This window comes from Paenibacillus alba (assembly GCF_013204855.1).
Taxonomy (GTDB): domain Bacteria; phylum Bacillota; class Bacilli; order Paenibacillales; family NBRC-103111; genus Paenibacillus_E; species Paenibacillus_E alba.
On the sequence record NZ_JABMKZ010000022.1, the window covers coordinates 20,901 to 38,849 of the forward strand.

The following is a 17,949-nucleotide window of genomic DNA, read 5'->3' on the forward strand; positions in this document are numbered from 1 at the left end:
AGGCTTTTTACACATTTCATAAAAAATATTTACAATTTGTTGAATACGGACTGCCATGCTTTTCCATACTGGATAGTAAAGCCTTTGGGCACGCAGAAAGGGGGTAAGCATGATGTCCGAAAACGAAAACAATCATCCGCCTTCTTCAGGCACGCCACAAAAACCTAAAAATAAAGAGATTCCTGCGTCGATGCGCTGGATGCGGCGTATCAAGAAGCTGTTTTCCTTCTTCTTTACTTCCTGCATTATTATGCTCATCCTAGCGGCCGGCTTCTTCGTTTATTTACGCACCCAGACGCTGCCTGTTACCAAAATGCTGCAAACCTCCCAAATGTATGATACCCATGGCGAGCTGATTGACACCTTCTATTCCGGGCAAAATCGGCAGGTCGTTTCTCTCAAAGAAATTTCTCCCTATCTCATTAACGCGACACTTGCTGTGGAGGATCAGCATTTCTACGAACACTTCGGCGTGGATGTGAAAGCGGTCGCCCGTGCAGCTGTTGTCAATGTCCAAGCGATGGCGAAAGTCCAGGGGGCAGGCACGATTACTCAGCAATTGGCACGGAATTTATATTTAAATCATGATCGAACGTGGTCCCGCAAAATCAAAGAAACCGTCTACGCGGTTCATATGGAAATGCAGTTAAGCAAGGATGAAATTCTCGCCAATTATTTAAATCAGATCTATTACGGTCATTCTACCTACGGGATTGAAACAGCTTCAGAGCTCTTTTTCGGCAAACATGCCAGTGAATTGACCTTGGCCGAAAGCGCCATGATCGCCGGGGTTCCGAAAGGTCCTCGCTATTATTCCCCCTATTATGATTTGAAAAATGCGATGGATCGCCAAAAAATTGTGCTGCAAACGATGGTGCGCAGCGGGTTCATCACGCAAGCAGCAGCCGACGCCGCAGGCAAGGAAAAGCTGAACATTCAACCGCTTACGAAAAAGAAGCCCGCTGCGGCACCTTATTTCCGTGATTATGTGCGGTCTCTGGCCACAGAGAAATTGGGCATATCGGAAGAACAATTTGACGAGGGCGGCATTCGCATTTACACAACATTGGATAAAAAAGCGCAAGCGATTGCCGAGAGTACCGTCACCAAGCAGCTCGCTGATAAGCCGGATCTGCAAGCTGCGCTCGTCGCCATTGATCCGCGATCCGGGGAAATAAAGGCCATGGTCGGGGGTCGCGACTATTCGGAGAATCAGTTCAATCGGGCCCTCTCGAATACAAGACAGCCAGGTTCCGCTTTTAAACCTATCGTCTACATGGTTGCACTCCAAAACGGCTATACGCCTGTCACACAGGTCAAAAGTGAGCCAACTGTGTTCACCTATGATGAAGGCCGCCAGAAGTATACGCCAAGGAACTTCAATGATCAGTACGTTAACGCGAATATTGATATGCGTCAGGCGATTTCCAAATCAGACAACATCTATGCGGTGCATACGATATTGGATGTTGGACCAGCGAAGGTCATCGACCTAGCCCGCAAATTAGGGATTGCTTCTCCGATGAAGCCATTGCCTTCGCTGGCGCTGGGCTCGTTCCCCGTAAGCCCGCTGGAAATGGCGTCCGCCTTCAGTACCATTGCGAATCAGGGCGTACATCAAGAGGCAACAGCCATCGTACGAATTGAGGATGCGAACGGGAAGGTCTTATATGAAGCGAAGCCGCAAGCCGAGCATGTGCTGGACCCTGCTGTCGCGTATGTGATGACGAATTTAATGGAGAGCGTATTCGAGGAGGGCGGAACAGGGAATCGGGTTGCCAGTACGATTAAGCGGCCGATTGCCGGCAAAACCGGCACGACCGACACGGATGCTTGGCTGGTCGGCTTCACGCCAGAGCTTACGACGGCGGTGTGGGTCGGTTATGACAAGGACCGGGATATCTCTACTGTGGAATCCCATCTCGCCTCTCCGATTTTCGCTGAATTCACGGAACAAACATTGGACGCAATTCCACCGAAGCTGTTCCCTGTCCCAGAAGGCGTGAATAGCGTCTATATTGATCCAGTGAGCGGCAAGCTGTCGAATGAAGATTGCCCCAATTCTCATCTGGAAGCTTTCCTTGCCGGTACTGAGCCAACTACCTATTGTACTGGAAAGCCTGCAAAGCCAGCGTCCAAAAATGACAATAAAAATACGCCAAAAGGCCAAAACAGCTCCTGGTGGAATGATCTCAAACGATGGTGGAACGACTGATCCGCCGACTCGAATTAAACACAAAAAGGCAGAACTAAGCGCGTCTTAGTCTGCCTTTTTGCTGTCCTAGTATATGAGGTAACATACACTAGGGTCTAGTATACTCGGTTCACCATTGCGTAACAATGGATGACACATAATGTTCATATTCTCAAATAAGGCTTTTGTGTGATCAAGAAAGGCTGTCTTTCAGGGACTGGTCCGAGCGATTCCACCATTCTTCATTGTGGGCGATGAGTTGTTTTTTCAGTGCTGCCTTCTCCCCGTCAGCCAGACCGTCAAGAATGAATTTGCGTTTCATGGCACCGTCCATTTTGTTCACATGATCGGCTAGGATTTTCCAGCCGCGGCGTGCTTCTGTATCCACCAACATCTCGCAAGCAGCCATTCCCGCATAGTAGGCTCCTTCTTCTGTGCGATCCACCGCAACCCACACGATCCAGGCCTTACGGCCATTCGGTACATCTTCCTTGTTCGTCGAGAACTTGATCCCTTTTTCGATTTTGCTCTTCGCATGAAGGGTACCTTCATCCAAGTAAGCCTCGTCCCCATCAATAATGACACCCGACACATTGCTCAGATCGATCGCTCCGGCACCAAAGCCTTTATGATTCACTTTGGAGCTTACTATATTTAAGGCCAGCTTCTTTTTATCCGCTTCCATAAGGGCACCTTCCACTCTTCGTAATAAAATGACACTTCTTCGTTATTGTTATTGTAGCGAAAGTCCACCTCCAGAACAAGGGCAGGATCGAAAGCATCACTTGAATTGCTCCTTTCGATACCCTGTCCTGCAATTCTTTTCCACTCGCAGAAATATTCCCTAGGTTGTCTACATATACATGCTGTAGATGCTTGTTAGGCGGGGTGAATTTCATGAGTGTTGTATTCAAAAACCGCAAGGTACAATGGTTCGTTGTCATGCTCCTTGCAGCAGGCACGGTCTTGCTGTCTGAAGCTTTGCTCCCATCCGCAAATAGACTGACGATTCCGGTCGTCTCTAAGGATGAATCGTCTGCTCCGGCGCCGGACATGCAGCCTGCAGACAACGGCAAAGCGCCGGATAAGCAAACACAGGCACCGCTAAGCTATCGCATTGCCGAGTATCACATGAACGTTGCCTATACACCTGAGACGCAGCAGCTTCAAGGGCAGCAAACCGTGACGTGGGAAAATCCGGGATCCGTTCCTGTACAAGAGCTTTACCTTCATCTCTATCCGAATGCTTTCGCGTCCAAAAAAACGACGTTTATGCGCGAATCCGGCGGGAAGCTGCGTCAAGATGAAGCCCGGATAGGCAGTACCGGCAGTATGGACTTGCTATCTGTGAAAACAATTGACGGTGAGGACCTCAGCACTCGAATGACGTTTGTGCAGCCAGATGACGGCAACAAGGATGATCATACCTTGCTGAAAATTCCGCTGCCTAAGCCTGTGGGAGCCGGTGAGCAAGTCACGATCAAGACAGAATTTCTGGTCAAGCTGCCTGCCGCTTTCGCGAGAATGGGGTACGTAGATGACTTCGTCATGGCTGGGCAATGGTTCCCTAAAGTAGCGGCGTATGAGCGGGCAGGCACGAGGGGACGCACAGAGCCTGGGTGGAATCTCCACCAATATCATGGAAACTCCGAATTTTATGCGGATTTTGGCATGTATGACGTGAAAATCCAAGTCCCTTCGAACTACACGGTGGCAGCAACCGGTTTCCCCGTTAAACCAGCCGTGACGGATAACGGCATCAAGACGTATCAGTTCTATGCGGATGATGTCCATGATTTCGCTTGGTCGGCTTCGCCTCACTTCGTGTATGTCGAAGAGCCTTTCTCTACCCCGCAGATCCCGGGAGTGAAGATTAAACTCTATCTCGATCCTAACCATCAAGATTTGAAAGATCGTTATATGGCCGCTGCCAAAAAAGCCCTGTCCCGCTACAGCCAGTGGTATGGATCGTATCCTTACTCCACTTTGTCTATTGTTGTCCCGCCTCCGGGCGGCAACGGCGCCGGCGGCATGGAATACCCGACTTTGGTTACCGCATGGGGAGCTGCTGACAAAACGCCGGATCTGGAGCTGGAACGCGTCGTTGTCCATGAAATTGGACACCAATTCTTCTATGGTCTCGTCGCCAGCAACGAGTTCGAAGAGGCATGGCTGGACGAAGGCTTCACTTCTTATATCGAAGATAAAGTCATGGAAGCTGATTATGGCGTGTCTCCCAACTTGCCAGTGGAATCCAGCTATATTACATCGCCTAATGCACTGAAACAGAACGCGTGGGATTATACCGGACATGACCAATATGCGGAGAATGTCTATACACGAGCCAAACTTGTGCTCAAAGCCATCGAGAAGCAAGTCGGCGCCAAAACGATGGATCGCATCATGCGAGCCTACTTCCAGAAATGGGAATTCAAGCACCCTGCGACGAAGGACTTTCAGAATGTCGTGGAAGAAATAACCAAGGCGAAGTGGGATGATTTCTTCAACGAATATGTCTACGGCGCCATGATGATGGATTACACCGTCGAGGGCATCCGCGTGAAATCGGTAGGTACGAAAGAAGCCGTTTCCTATGAGAGCACCGTCCTCATCTCCAAAAAAGGCGGCAATTCGCCGGAGGTGCCGATTCATTTCCATTTCGCAGACGGCACAGCACTGGATAAAACATGGGACGGCAAAGAAAGCCGGATCGAATTTAAATTCACCCACACGACACCGATAGACTGGGTTCGCATTGATCCCAATTACTCGCTCATCTTGGAAAACAAACACATTAACAATTATATGCAAACCGAAGTGAGCACGAAGTGGAAAATTCGCTGGAATCTCGGTATTATTCAATTCCTGCAAACGATATTCGGCTGGGTTTCCTGGTAGGGTTAAGCAAAACTCGAAGGAGGGACTTTCATGACATCCTATATTAAATCCGGCTTCCTGGCAGCTTTAGCGCAGCCTTTTGCCACGATAATTCTGTTCGTGTACCAAATGGGCTGGGGCATCCTGCTGTATAAGCTGGTCCAGGGGGTGCTCGTCCCTCTCATGCACCGCTTTCCCGGCGCCGACCAGCCGAAGGAGGCCCTACAGCTGTTTCTGGCTGAAAGCCAGTTTCAAATTATGAAAACCGATCTTATCTATCCCTATCTCTGGTGGCTAGCTGCGCTGCTCATGCTCCGCATGCTGCTAACGCCTTTGCTGAACAGCGGTGTTTATTACTCGCTTACCCATTCTGAGCAAAATGCAGGTTATCGCTTCTTCCGCGGAATCAAGGAGCTTATGCTGCCCTTTCTCCTTGCTTATATAACCCGGATCGCACTCACCGCGGTGCCGCTCATTTGGCTGCTGCCCAAAGCGCAATCTTTGTTTACGCACAGCACATCGTTCGAGGAGGCCGCGCTCCAATTGCTGCCTTGGCTTGCAGGCATGCTGGTATATGGCTTTCTCTTGCACCTCATATTCATGTACATACAGTTTGCGCTTGCTGGGAACCTTGGTGTCCTATCAACAGTCATCACATTCATTCGCTTCTCGCTTCCCATCATGGGTATAGCACTTATTCTCCTATGCAGCTCGGGACTATTGGCAGGGATTACCTTCACAGCGACCTACTTATGGGCAGGTCTGGTAGCGCTAATCATTTATCAGCTCTTCCCACTATTCCACATATTCCTGCAAATTTGGGCGATCACGTCACAATTCAAACTGCTCTCTGCCAAATTGAATGGTTAAAATCAATGAAAACAGCTTAAATTGACTTAAAATGCCTCATTCACTTGTGAATGGGGCATTTTTTCGTCCGATTTGCGATATTTTTCACTTTTTTATAGAAGGAAGCGCTTGGAAAAGGAGGAATTTCAATCTTTATGACGAATTACAAAGACTAGCATCAAAAAACCAAATATTTCATGCCGAATTCCTCATTTCTTTGGGGAAACGGGGGAACCACTACCCGGGTGAATTGATCTTGCAAGACAGGGATCATAGGGAACCTTCAACCGAACCCTCCAGCTAACCTCGTAGGCACCGGAAGGAGACAAGCAGTTGAAAAAGATTGTTGCTCTTGTTTTTAGTCTTGTTTTGTTTTTGAGTGTGGCTTTAGGAAGTGTGTCTGCGTCACAAGCTAAGTTGGATGAAACGGTTGATGGATTGCTCGGAATTCCGTACAAAGATGCGGGAACGACAACAAAGGGCTTTGATTGCTCTGGATTTACCAGATACGTTTTCGACCAGTTCGGTATTGACCTTCCTCATAGTTCATCTGCTCAAGATAAAGAGGGCTTCTGGGTTGACAAAAGTGATCTTCGCAAAGGCGATCTTGTGTTCTTCAACACAGGCGGCAAAGGCATTTCTCACGTTGGTATCTACTTGGGTAACGGTGAATTTATTCATTCCGCGTCCGATGAAGGTATCGTGAAAAACAAGCTAAGCGAATCGTACTATGCCAAGAGGTATGTATCCGCCAGACGTGTTCTGTGGGATGATATCTACAATCAGCTAACTGCTGAATCCAAGTAATTTTCCTGCAATACCATGAATAAAGCCTGGACAAGCCTAGCTCTCAAGAGCAGCTTTCTGGGCTTTTATTCTTTTGGGAGGCCTATTGAATAGGATGAAAGTGTTTATACATCGGAAGGATTTGAGGGTAGAAGATCTAGCTGCCTTCAATTATTTATTGGAAAGCGGTGCGCCTAGTTTGCATATGCTCATTCTAGATCCCTCTCTGCTGGGTCACTCCAGGCATGAGGCTCATAGCGGCAAACAATTTCTGCGATATGTGAAAAGATTAATGAACCTTTATCAGCGATATGGTACAAACTTATATGTGGTGTATGGAGAGCCCGAAGTGGTCCTTGAACTGTTGCTGCAAAATACCCCTATTGATGAGGTTGTCCTGCATAGCGATTTCACGCCTTATGCGAAATCACGTGATCATAAGCTGCGGGATGTCGCCCGCGAACTAGGTGTATCGTTCACGGCATTCATCGATCATACCCTTGCGGATTTGGCCGATTTTCAGAATACGTCAGGCAAAAGCGGCCCTTACAAAGTATTTACCCCCTTCTATAGAAAGTTAAACACCTATTTGCAAACATTTTATCGTCCTTCGTCACCGATTCATTTGAGCGATTTATCAACCGTAAATCTCGCTCATTGGGAAGGCGGGCATCGCTTATTAGAGCTCCTGCAGAGCTTTGCTCCGCCTTTTTCCTTGGAGGATTCCCCTCAAGCTGAAGATCCTGCGGAGCAGTTGGATGATTTCTTGGAGGATCATCTCCCTTCTTATACCGAGCGGCGCGATCATTACGCTTATGACGGCACCAGCTCGTTGAGTGCAGCTATAAATGCAGGCGCGATTTCGATCCGCAAGGTTTATGAAGCTGTGATGGATCAGGAACAGGCTGCCGCATGGGTGCGACAATTGATATGGCGGGATTTCTATATGTACCAAGCCATCTATGACGACAACTTTTTCAGCTATGAGAAATCCTTTGATTTATCTGCTCTGAGCGACCGGCACTTCGAGCGGTGGTGCAGCGGCCAGACAGGCGTGCCGATTATTGATGCGGCTATGACAGAGCTGAATGAAACAGGGAGAATGCCCAACCGGCTGCGTATGATTACGGCCATGTTTCTCACGAAAAACTTGCTTTGTCCTTTTCCCTTAGGTGAACAGTATTTCCGCGATAAGCTCCATGATTACGATAACATCCTGAATCGCGGCGGTTGGCTGTGGAGCGCGTCACTTGGTTTCGACGCTTCTCCCTATTTCCGCATTATGAACCCGGTGACCCAGTCGATCACGCATGATCCAAGCGGGCAATATCTGCGCAGATGGCTGCCACAGCTGATGGATCAAAGCGACAAGCTGATTCACTTGCCGCAAGCGCACGCGATTGTGGATATCAAAGCATCCAGAGCTGCTGCTATTGAGGTTTATAAGCATATCATAAGAAGCAAACAGATCGATGGGCCTGATGGCTCGCTGCAAAGAAATGAATCATAGAACACATACCTTCCTCAGCAGCAGCCAAAAGCTGTAACTTGACATCGCATGTAAGCCGTTCTATAATAGCGGCATGTCGTTTTCTAGGGTTCCGCGGCGTTCGACTGCCGGTCTGGTCCAAGAGAAAACACACAGCGAATACGCTGTGGTCACGGAGGGGGAAAAGCCCGGGAGTCTAATCGCTAAGCGATGACTTCCGGGCTTTTTCTGTTTTGCCGCGGCCAAAAAGGCGTCTACAGCACTAATAAAAGGAGTGATTCATCATGGCATGGTTGTATCTCGTTATTGCAGGTGTTTTCGAGGTGGTTTGGGCCATCTCCTTGAAGTTTTCCAATGGTTTCACACGACTGGTTCCTTCTGCCATTACCTTCGCAGGGATGGCGGTTAGCTTCTATTTCCTAGCGGTCGCAACGAAAACTCTTCCGATTGGCACCGCCTACGCGGCTTGGACCGGAATTGGCGCTGTTGGCGCCATAATTATCGGCACACTTTTTCTCGACGAACCTATCAGTGTGACGCGGATCTTGTTTATGGTCCTAATCTTAGTAGGCGTCCTTGGACTTAAATTTACTTCTGGACATTAATCGACTTCTAAATCGATTGTGCAGCTAACATGCTAGCCTTACAGCAGCAACTCGACACTTGAGACGCCGAAAAACAGCCCTATCGCCAACAAACTAGCTCTCTCTGAGCCTACTCTAGCTCGTTAAGGCTGTTTTTCAGCCTTACAGCAGACCTTTGCAGCAAATTCACATCTGAGACGCCGAAAAACAGCCTTATCGCTAACAAACTAGCTCTCTCTGAGCCGACTCTAGCTCGTTAAGGCTGTTTTTCAGCCTTACAGCAGGGCTCTTCAGCGAATTCACACTTGAGACGCCGAAAAACAGCCTTATCGCTAACAAACTAGCTCTCTCGGAGCCAACTTCGGCTCGTTAAGGCTGTTTTTCAGCCTTACAGCAGGCCTTTGCAGCAAATTCACACTTGAGACGCCGAAAAACAGCCCTATCGCCAACAAACTAGCTCTCTCGGAACCAACTTCGGCTCGTTAAGGCTGTTTTTCAGCCTTACAGCAGGCCTTTGCAGCAAACTCACACTTGAGACGCCGAAAAACAGCCCTATCGCCAACAAACTAGCTCGCTCGGAGCCAACTTTAGCTCGTTAAGGCTGTTTTTCAGCTCTACTGCCAGCCTTTGCAGCAGCTCAAAACGCCGAAAAAAGAGACCATCGCCGGTCTATACTCCCTCCCTCTCATACCGCCTCACATGGCCAAATTTAAAAAAAGTCGGGATGCCATCCATGAGATGGCGTTTCCCGACTGTTTCACATCAATTGACGATCAGTGCCATAGCGGCGTTTGAGCTGGCTCAAGAAGAACTGCAAGGACAAGAACAAGATAGCGAAACTCGTACCGACGCTCAAAATGATCCAAGGATGCAGCCTGATGTACCTTGAACCGTACGCGATCATGGACAGCCACTCTCCAGATGTCGTGATGGTGATCGAGTAGCCGGCATCTGCGTCGCCGATGGCCTCTGTCCCGCCAAGCACGATGTTGAAGACAGCGAGCTGCCCAAGCAGGAAAAGTACCTGCATAAATTCACTGAGGAAAATGAACAGTATTTCATTGCGCATACAAGGAACCAAGTGCCGAAGGGTCCGATGAATGACGGAGCCCCCCATCAGACGTGAGGCTTCAATAAATAATTTATCATTATAATAGCGTGTTCGTTCAGCCACCTGATGTGCCAGCGGAAATACACCAATAAACGTGACCAAAATAACAAACGTAGCGGAAAAAAGAATCTGATAATGTGGATCGGCCTTTGTCCATTGATCCAGCCTTAAGCCAAAATACATGCCGGCCAGAGGCGGAAATAAAAATATAAATGCGGGGACAGATGCCACTACCCACTGCATCGCTTTAAGTATTCCCCATCCTTTGCCGGTAGTTCCGCTCCACAACCCCCAGGGCAGTGCGAACAGAAAGCGGGATAAAGTCAGGATCAACGCGGTGCCCAGCGTGTATTTCAAGCCATTTAGCAATAAGCTGAGGATGTCAAAGCCCCGATGATCCGTACCGAGCAGGAACGTGCTGTTCGGCGCGTATGGTGGGATGCTGTATCTGGTTTTGCCATCTTCTTGATACTGAATCATATTAATTTTATCCGTTGGCGTGATGCCATGCGGCTTAAGCCACGTGCCGAAAATCATGACCAGCAAAATTACAACAACAAGAGCAATCGAGCAGTAGTAAGCTGTGGATGAGCGTGTCATCTTCATTGGGAGACTGCCTCCCCTGTGCGGATGACGAACCTTCTGCGCAGCAGAGCGTACAGCACATGAAAGGCCATGGCGACTAATGCGAGCGTCATGCAAATGACGGACATCGATGAGACGCTTTGAACTGTCGGCGAGGTGATGAAGCCGCCAAGGCCGAATATCCCGCAGATTGCTTCAGCGACAGCCATACTGGCCAGCGCCAATGTAGTCGCTTTGGGCAAGATGGCTAGCAAATCCTGCATGACGTTGCGCAGCACATGGGAAATGAGCACTTCGCTGCGGGTTAGCCCCTTGGCTTGTGCGGTAACCACGTAGTCCTGACCCAGCTCACGCGAGATAGCAACGCGCATCGTGCCATATATGGTCACCGAAGGAATGAGCGCAATCGTCAGAAACGGAATGAGGAACGGTGTCTTATTCCCCACTTGCACAATCAGAAGCACATAATGCCCAAGAAATTTCGTTGCATAAATCGCTCCTAATTGAATAAGCACAATCAAGAAGAAATCAGGCAATCCAACGAGCAAAGCATGAACGCCATCCATGAAAACACCGATTCGCCGCCACTTTGCTGCGAGCATCGCCATGAGCAGGCTGACACCAACAGCCATCAACAACCCAGGAATGAAGTATGTGCATGTTCGCAGCAGCATTGTCGGCAGCTCTTGAACGACACTCACCTCTGTGCGATTAAAAGGGCTGCGGAATTTCCCGAAATCGCCATGCAGAAAGCCTTGAAGCTGTTCTTTGATCGAATAGCCATAGTAACGCCATGATATGGTCGGATGATCTAGAGGAACGGCCGCGGCACGGAAAACACCTTTTATCGACATGATTTCCCCCAAATAATCCCATACCTTTCCATAGGGAACGGTGAGCAGCCCAGCTTTCTCATCCAAGACCTGGCTGCCGGGCAGCTTTTCACTTATTGTTTGCAAGGTGGCACCTGAACCGACCATGATCTTAATCTGATCCGGTTGTGTAGATATGAACGCATTGCGGATATTGCTCAGAAAGAAGATGCACACGAGCGTCAACAATCCAAGCAATACCCACCGCAAAGTTGACTTCAACCATCGTCACCCCGTCCTATAATTCACCAGTGGTAGATAACTATTTTCATAGTGTACCACGAATTATTTAGGAGTTCTATCCACTTTTTGGAATTTGTATAGCGCATAAGACGATGTGCCCAACCATGCCAAAAAAAGCTGCAGCAAGCCAGCCTAAGCCAACTTACTACAGCCTGTATTATGAGCTAAACTGCGCCTGATGCAAGCGGCTGTAGACACCGCCTACTGCGATAAGCTCCTCGTGCCCGCCTTGCTCGGTAATGCCATGCTCCGTCACGACGACGATGCGATCCGCATTCTTGATTGTCGCCAGTCGGTGGGCGATGACTAACGTCGTGCGCCCTTGCGACAGCTCGGCGAGCGACTGCTGAATCGCCGCCTCGGTTTCCGTGTCGAGCGCCGATGTCGCCTCATCGAGGATGAGAATCGGCGGATTCTTCAAGAACATCCGAGCGATGGCGAGCCGCTGCTTCTGTCCGCCCGACAGCTTGACGCCGCGCTCGCCTACGATCGTATCCAGCCCCTTCGGCTGGGAGTGGATGTAGCCTTCCAGCTGCGCGCGACGCGCAGCTTCCCAGATCTCGGCATCCGTCGCGCCCAGCTTGCCGTAGGCAATGTTCTCCCGCAATGTGCCGGAGAACAGGAACACGTCCTGCTGCACGATGCCGATTTGGCGGCGCAGCGACTCCAGCTCGATGCTGCGAATATCGCGGTCATCGATGGAAATGCTGCCCTCGCTGACATCGTAGAATCGAGGCAGCAAGCTGCAGATCGTCGTCTTTCCGGCGCCGGACGGGCCAACGAAAGCGACGGTTTCTCCCGCACGAATGGTTAAGCTGATATCATTCAAAACCCGCGCTTCGTCTCCGTAGCCAAACGACACCGAATCGAATGTGATTTGTCCGTCCAGATGCTCAACCTTGACGGCATTCGGAGAATTGGCTACCTCCGGCTCGGTATCAATCACTTCGACGTATCGTTTGAAACCGGCAATCCCTTTCGGATAGCTTTCAATCACGTTGTTAATCTTCTGGATCGGCCCAAGAAAGACGTTCGTCAAAAGCACGAAAGCAATAAACTCACCATAGCTGATTTGCTTGTCAATAACGAACCACGTACCGCAAATCAAGACGAACACCGTCACCATCCGCATTAATATGTAACTAAGCGATACATTCCACGCCATGATTTTATAGGACAGCAGCTTGGTCAATCGGAAACGTCCATTGTTATCCTCGAACAGCTTCTTCTCGTAGGACTCATTCGCAAACGCTTGAACTACGCGAATCCCTCCGATATTGTCCTCGACTCTTGCGTTAATATCCGCGAGGTCTCCCATCATGCGGCGGAAGGTTTTCGTCATTTTCTGATTAAAGTAGACCGCAATCCACAGCAGGAACGGCACAATAACGAACGTTAACAACGCCAGCTTCACATTAATGCTGAGCATAAGCAGCAGCGCACCGATCAAGGTCATCACCGCGATGAACAGATCCTCTGGACCATGATGCGCGACTTCCCCAATCTCCAGCAGGTCATTGGACATTCGCGACATCAATTGGCCTGTCTTATTATTGTCATAAAACCGGAAGGAGAGCTTCTGCAGATGATCGAACATCTTTTTGCGCATATCCGTCTCAATATTAATCCCCAGCTTATGTCCCCAGTACGTAACGATGAAATTCAGCACGGTGTTGAGTCCATAGACAGCAAGCAAGCCTACGCAAGCCCATAGAATCCAAGTCCAATTGCCCGCAGGAAGCAGTTTATCCACAACTTGATTCACAGCAAGCGGGAACCCGAGCTCGAGCAGCCCAGCTACAACCGCGCAGGTAAAATCCAAAATAAATAAGTGTTTGTAGGGTCTATAATAGGAAAAAAAGCGTTTTAACACGTGTCCCCACCTCCCATCGCTTATTATACCTTATAAAAAAATGAAAAGAAGCCCTATTTAGGACTTCATGGAAGCAGCAATATCTGAAAGTCTTGCAGCCAGCTCTGTCATCAGGCTGGTGGCAGCCGCCATCTGATTCGTAGCTGACGCTTGTTCATGGCTGCGGAATGCGCTGCCTTCCGACGCTTTTCTTTCCATCTTACACATGGGTAGGCCGAAAGTCTCTAAGTAAATAGGCCTTTGTCGGAGGACATATGTCCACTATTTTCATATATATAGGTGAACGGCATCCTGTGTGTGGAGGAATTCACCTATGCTAAGCAATTCGTTAGACACGCGAACGGCTATTTTTCTTGCAGCCATGTGCAATCAAAGCTATCAGCAGCTTGCAAATGGTCCCGATAGCGTTATTTTGCCGCAATCTTATCGCATGGTGTCTCCCTTTACAGCGACTTCTATCTTCGGCGTAAGAGAACCGTTCGGCTTTATCGCGGAATCGGACGGACAGATCGTCATCGTATTTCGAGGCACCTCCACGACATCGGATTGGATCTCCGATATCATTGCCAGACAGACGGCTTTCCCTTATACCTCAGAGGAGGGACTCGTGCACAAAGGCTTCATTGATATCTACAACTCTGCCCGCAAGCAAATATTGGCCTCGCTTCGCAAGCTTTCAGCCCGCAAAACGCTGTACATCACAGGACACAGTCTTGGCGGTTCTCTCGCCGTCTTATGTGCCGCTGATTTAGCGACCAACACTCGGTTTAAGATGCCTTCTGTGTATACCTATGCCTCACCGCGCGTTGGGAATCCGGAATTCGCCAGCCTTTTTAACCAACGAACCGGACCTCACTACCGCATTTATAATAAGAATGATATCGTCCCTGAATTGCCGCCTTTCCTTTATAAGTCCCCCCGAACCAATCTGGTCTACCACTACCTTCATGTAAAAAGGGGCATAGAGCTTACCTTTCAAGCAGGCTCTGTTTCGGCTAATCATGCTATGGACAATTATTTTAAAGAGCTCTCCAAGCTGGATCCTCGTTATGCACAGCGGTTAAATAAGCAGAATCCGGGATTTTGCCCGGATGTCTAGTCAGATGAAGAAGAGACCGCGGCCTGCCGTGCCTGTGTCGTTATGAAACTGCCATCCACCGGAACCGAAGACCGGAAAGGGGGCATTTTTTATGTGCCAATGATTTAAACCCCTACATAAAGGCAAGGATAGGAACTGATCCTTATTTCTCTGCATAAAGGAGAATTGCCAACTTGAGTCTCGTTCTTTGTTTGATTTTTGCCTGGTTTAGCATCTTTGTCTTCGCCGCTCTGCCGAACAAACTGTCGATTACTACCAATGTTCTGCTTTATATGATCTTAGCCATTGTAGACATCAATAAATTAACCCTGTTGAGTCATGTCCTTCACTTTTTTCAACTAAGCACACAAATCCCAAAGTTTCTATCCGTTATCGTGCACCGGGATCTCACTTTTTCTCTGACCCTGCTGACCTTCGCGAATGTTTATCTCACAACACCCAAAAGCCTAACCAAAATAGGGATTTCGCTTTACAGCTATGCCTTTCTTGTGGGGAGTGGTCAATGGCTTCGGTGGACAGGCGCTATTACTTATGTGAAATGGAATATTTTCTATGAGTGTCTTCTGATTCTTCTCCTGCATGTTTTGGTTTATGGGATGGGACGGTGGCTGCTTGCTATCAAACAGAAGGAGGTGTAGGTATGGAAGAGGTCGTTGTTTATGATCAAGGTTTTAACGGAAATGAATGGTATGTGATAGCCATCATCGTGACGGCTTTTCTCCTCATTTGGGTATTGCCCAACATATTCACATTCACACAGACCTTGTATACCTTGTTAATTGGCATTGTTTTTGGTCTCATGTTCGATCACACGATTGCCATTCCACCATTTGATCTCTATGATATCGGTGACAATTCCTCGTATGAAGTTTGGGATTTCCTCTCTTACGGCATGTATGCGCCATTTGGCTATCTATATATCTACTTTTATAAAAGATTAGGCGTGCATGGCTTCTACACGATCCCCTATATATTAGCTTGGACCGTCTTAAGCATAGGTATCGAGTGGTTAGGAGTTCTTGTTGGCGTTTTTCATTACAAGCATGGCTATCGGCTCTATTTCTCGATACCTATCTATTTGTTTTTGCAATCAGTTCACTTACTCATCTATTCCGTACTTTTCCCTGAGTCACCTACGATTAAAAAAACAGTCAAAAAGCCAATCTAGTCATTGGCATTCATTTCTCTAAAGCAGCTCTTTCAGTTCCTTCGTCATGGCTTCTACTAGCTCTGGCCTGCCGTGGAATTGCGCTGGTGTATTCTGGTGAAGTACAATTTGCCAGATCTGGTCCTTCCTTACCGCAATCATCGTGTGATGCGTATGAAGCTCCGGAGCCAAATCGGACTTCCCTTGAGGGACCATTCCCGCAATGGCTCGCAGGACAGCAACTCCCTCAGCCAGAAAGTAAACAGATTTCACTTTTCCGTAATAAGGCGGCGTCGGATGATTCGCAAATATAGGAGCCAAGTGTTCTAGAATTAGCGCCCGCCCTTGGACCACACTGCCGTCAAATCCGATCAATTCCCCTTCCTCTGCAAAAACAGCCGCCATATCCGCAGCTTTACGTTCATTCCACGTCGTTAAAAGGCGTTGATATAGGGCTTGAACAGATGCTTCTTCCGTGGATACTGTTGGTGTGCTCATCCTAATTCCTCCTTATGCAGTAGTGAGATTAGTATATCATGTTAGAAAAAAAATCTTATATTTCTTAAAATCCCTCCTACAACCCTGACAATAAGTTGTCAGGGTTGTGTGTTTATAATCAAGTATATAAATACGATGAATGAAGGGATTTGATCAAACATGAAAGTAAAAAATAAAACAGGCTTTGTATTAGCCGGACTGCTACTAGCCATTCTTATGGCTTCGATGGATAATACCATCGTTGCCACAGCCATGGGCTCGATTATCGCCGATCTCGGAGGACTCGATAAATTCGTGTGGGTCACATCCGCCTACATGGTTGCTGAAATGGCAGGCATGCCCATCTTCGGCAAGCTATCGGATATGTATGGGCGCAAGCGTTTCTTCATCTTCGGCATCCTCGTCTTTATGCTTGGATCTGCTTTATGCGGTACAGCCACTTCCATCGTTCAGCTGAGCTTATATCGCGCCATTCAAGGCATCGGCGGCGGGGCTTTGGTACCGATTACCTTCACCATTATGTTCGACACCGTCAAACCTGAGAATCGCGGGAAGCTAATGGGTCTGTTCGGAGCGGTGTTCGGCATGTCCAGCATCTTCGGCCCCTTGCTTGGGGCCTATATGACCGACTATATCAAGTGGGAATGGATATTCTACATTAATCTTCCGCTTGGACTTCTTGCTTTCGGATTGGTGGCTTTCTTCTATAAAGAATCTCTTCAGCATGCTAAGCAACGTATTGATTGGACCGGTGCTTTAACGCTTGTTGGCGCAATTGTGTGCCTCATGTTCGCTTTGGAGCTGGGCGGTAAACAATTCGCATGGAATTCTGCCCAAATCCTCGGATTATTTACTGGATTCGCGGTCCTTACCGGCTGTTTCCTCTACGCTGAGACGAAAGCCGAAGAACCGATTATCTCTTTTAAAATGTTCAAAGACCGCCTCTACTCCGCCAGCAATGCCATCGCTATGTTAAGCGGCGCGGCCTTCATTACGGCTTCCGTATATATTCCCATCTTCATCCAAGGTGTTCTCGGCGGCAGCGCAACGAATTCCGGTTTAGTGCTGCTGCCGATGATGCTGGGAACGGTTGTGACCGCAACGGCCGGCGGCATGCTGACCAGCAAGTTTTCTTATCGTGCCATTCTGATTTCGACATTGCTTCTACTGGTCGCTGGCATGGCACTTCTCATGACGTTAACACCACAATCTTCACGTCTGGTTATCACACTCTATATGATCCTGATTGGTTTAGGCATCGGCGCTTCCTTCTCCGTGCTGAGTAATGCCGCTATTCATTCAGTAGCCGTCAGCCAACGCGGTGCTGCAAGCTCAACGCTGAATTTCCTTCGCTCCCTTGGCATGACGATCGGCATCACGATCTTCGGCATTATCCAAAGCCATTCGCTTACCCGGCATTTGTCGGATGCTTTCTCGGGGAATGGACCAACAGGGCTGCCGCAAGGCCTAGACTTCAAAGATCCACATGCGCTCTTAGACCCGGCAACCCGCTCCCAAATTCCGGAGAAAATTTTAGCTCAAATTTCAGAAGGACTGTCCTCGTCCATCGTACTTACTTTTGCCTGGGGAATCATCCCTGCCGCACTTGCTTTGGCCGCTGCTTTTGCGATGAGCAAAGAACGCTTTGTTCTGGAAGCGGAGACAGAGAAGTTCGCTGCTTCTCATTAAAATGAGATAAGACCAGCACCCCTCATCAAGGGTTCTGGTCTTTTTTCTATACT

At 48.6% G+C, this 17,949-nt stretch carries 16 protein-coding genes and 2 riboswitches; of the genes, 10 read left to right on the top strand and 6 right to left on the bottom strand.

Annotated features, from left to right (window positions below):
- Positions 1-190 precede the first annotated feature (190 nt).
- Positions 191-2,215, top strand: coding sequence for a transglycosylase domain-containing protein (locus HQN90_RS23810; protein WP_420851078.1), 2,025 nt, complete (start codon positions 191-193; stop codon positions 2,213-2,215).
- Positions 2,216-2,387: 172 nt separating this feature from the next.
- On the opposite strand, the gene HQN90_RS23815 is transcribed toward HQN90_RS23810, so the two are convergent.
- Entirely contained in the window at positions 2,388-2,879 is a 492-nt protein-coding gene (locus tag HQN90_RS23815; protein ID WP_173223314.1) for a YwhD family protein, read from the bottom strand.
- Between the two features lie 212 nt (positions 2,880-3,091).
- Between HQN90_RS23815 and HQN90_RS23820 the strand changes: the two genes are divergently transcribed.
- The 5 genes from HQN90_RS23820 to sugE all read left to right on the top strand — a co-directional run bounded on the left by HQN90_RS23820 (position 3,092) and on the right by sugE (position 8,800).
- Complete coding sequence (locus tag HQN90_RS23820) at positions 3,092-5,092, top strand: M1 family metallopeptidase (RefSeq protein ID WP_173223316.1); 2,001 nt, start codon at positions 3,092-3,094, stop codon at positions 5,090-5,092.
- Between the two features lie 30 nt (positions 5,093-5,122).
- Complete coding sequence (locus tag HQN90_RS23825; RefSeq protein ID WP_173223318.1) at positions 5,123-5,941, top strand: hypothetical protein; 819 nt, start codon at positions 5,123-5,125, stop codon at positions 5,939-5,941.
- A gap of 167 nt (positions 5,942-6,108) precedes the next feature.
- Positions 6,109-6,250: riboswitch (cyclic di-AMP (ydaO/yuaA leader) on the top strand.
- Positions 6,251-6,253: 3 nt separating this feature from the next.
- Positions 6,254-6,727 (top strand): C40 family peptidase, encoded by a 474-nt coding sequence (locus HQN90_RS23830; RefSeq protein ID WP_079418657.1) that lies wholly within the window; start codon positions 6,254-6,256, stop codon positions 6,725-6,727.
- Between the two features lie 94 nt (positions 6,728-6,821).
- On the top strand, positions 6,822-8,216 hold the full coding sequence (locus HQN90_RS23835; protein WP_173223320.1) for a cryptochrome/photolyase family protein: 1,395 nt from the start codon (positions 6,822-6,824) through the stop codon (positions 8,214-8,216).
- Positions 8,217-8,288: 72 nt separating this feature from the next.
- Positions 8,289-8,392: riboswitch (guanidine-I (ykkC/yxkD leader) on the top strand.
- 87 nt (positions 8,393-8,479) lie between these two features.
- Positions 8,480-8,800: a quaternary ammonium compound efflux SMR transporter SugE gene (gene sugE, locus HQN90_RS23840; protein WP_173223322.1), complete on the top strand. Its 321-nt coding sequence runs from the start codon at positions 8,480-8,482 to the stop codon at positions 8,798-8,800.
- Positions 8,801-9,536: 736 nt separating this feature from the next.
- Here sugE and HQN90_RS23845 read toward each other — a convergent pair.
- The 4 genes from HQN90_RS23845 to HQN90_RS23860 form a co-directional block, all read right to left on the bottom strand.
- Positions 9,537-10,496: a hypothetical protein gene (locus HQN90_RS23845; protein WP_173223324.1), complete on the bottom strand. Its 960-nt coding sequence runs from the start codon at positions 10,494-10,496 to the stop codon at positions 9,537-9,539.
- Entirely contained in the window at positions 10,493-11,569 is a 1,077-nt protein-coding gene (locus tag HQN90_RS23850) for an ABC transporter permease subunit (protein ID WP_173223326.1), read from the bottom strand. The genes HQN90_RS23845 and HQN90_RS23850 overlap by 4 nt, the downstream gene beginning before the upstream one ends.
- 178 nt (positions 11,570-11,747) lie before the next feature.
- Positions 11,748-13,463, bottom strand: a complete 1,716-nt coding sequence (locus HQN90_RS23855) for an ABC transporter ATP-binding protein (RefSeq protein ID WP_173223329.1) — start codon at positions 13,461-13,463, stop codon at positions 11,748-11,750.
- 57 nt (positions 13,464-13,520) lie between these two features.
- Complete coding sequence (locus tag HQN90_RS23860; protein ID WP_173223331.1) at positions 13,521-13,661, bottom strand: hypothetical protein; 141 nt, start codon at positions 13,659-13,661, stop codon at positions 13,521-13,523.
- A gap of 115 nt (positions 13,662-13,776) precedes the next feature.
- On the opposite strand from HQN90_RS23860, the gene HQN90_RS23865 reads away from it, so the two are divergent.
- The 3 genes from HQN90_RS23865 (at position 13,777) to HQN90_RS23875 (ending at position 15,730) form a co-directional block, all read left to right on the top strand.
- Positions 13,777-14,562, top strand: a complete 786-nt coding sequence (locus HQN90_RS23865) for a lipase family protein (RefSeq protein WP_173223333.1) — start codon at positions 13,777-13,779, stop codon at positions 14,560-14,562.
- Between the two features lie 173 nt (positions 14,563-14,735).
- Positions 14,736-15,200: a hypothetical protein gene (locus tag HQN90_RS23870; RefSeq protein WP_173223335.1), complete on the top strand. Its 465-nt coding sequence runs from the start codon at positions 14,736-14,738 to the stop codon at positions 15,198-15,200.
- Positions 15,201-15,202: 2 nt separating this feature from the next.
- The gene (locus tag HQN90_RS23875) at positions 15,203-15,730 is read left to right on the top strand and encodes a hypothetical protein (protein WP_173223337.1); all 528 of its coding nucleotides are present in this window, start codon (positions 15,203-15,205) and stop codon (positions 15,728-15,730) included.
- A gap of 18 nt (positions 15,731-15,748) precedes the next feature.
- Here the strand turns inward: HQN90_RS23875 and HQN90_RS23880 are convergent, their stop codons facing one another.
- Positions 15,749-16,207 carry an SgcJ/EcaC family oxidoreductase gene (locus HQN90_RS23880; RefSeq protein WP_173223345.1) on the bottom strand — a complete coding sequence of 153 codons (459 nt, stop codon included), beginning with the start codon at positions 16,205-16,207 and terminating at the stop codon, positions 15,749-15,751.
- Positions 16,208-16,366: 159 nt separating this feature from the next.
- Here HQN90_RS23880 and HQN90_RS23885 point away from each other — a divergent pair, with 159 nt between their 5' ends.
- A complete protein-coding gene (locus tag HQN90_RS23885) occupies positions 16,367-17,896 on the top strand; it encodes an MDR family MFS transporter (RefSeq protein ID WP_173223347.1) in 1,530 nt (509 codons plus the stop codon).
- The last annotated feature ends 53 nt before the right edge of the window (positions 17,897-17,949 follow it).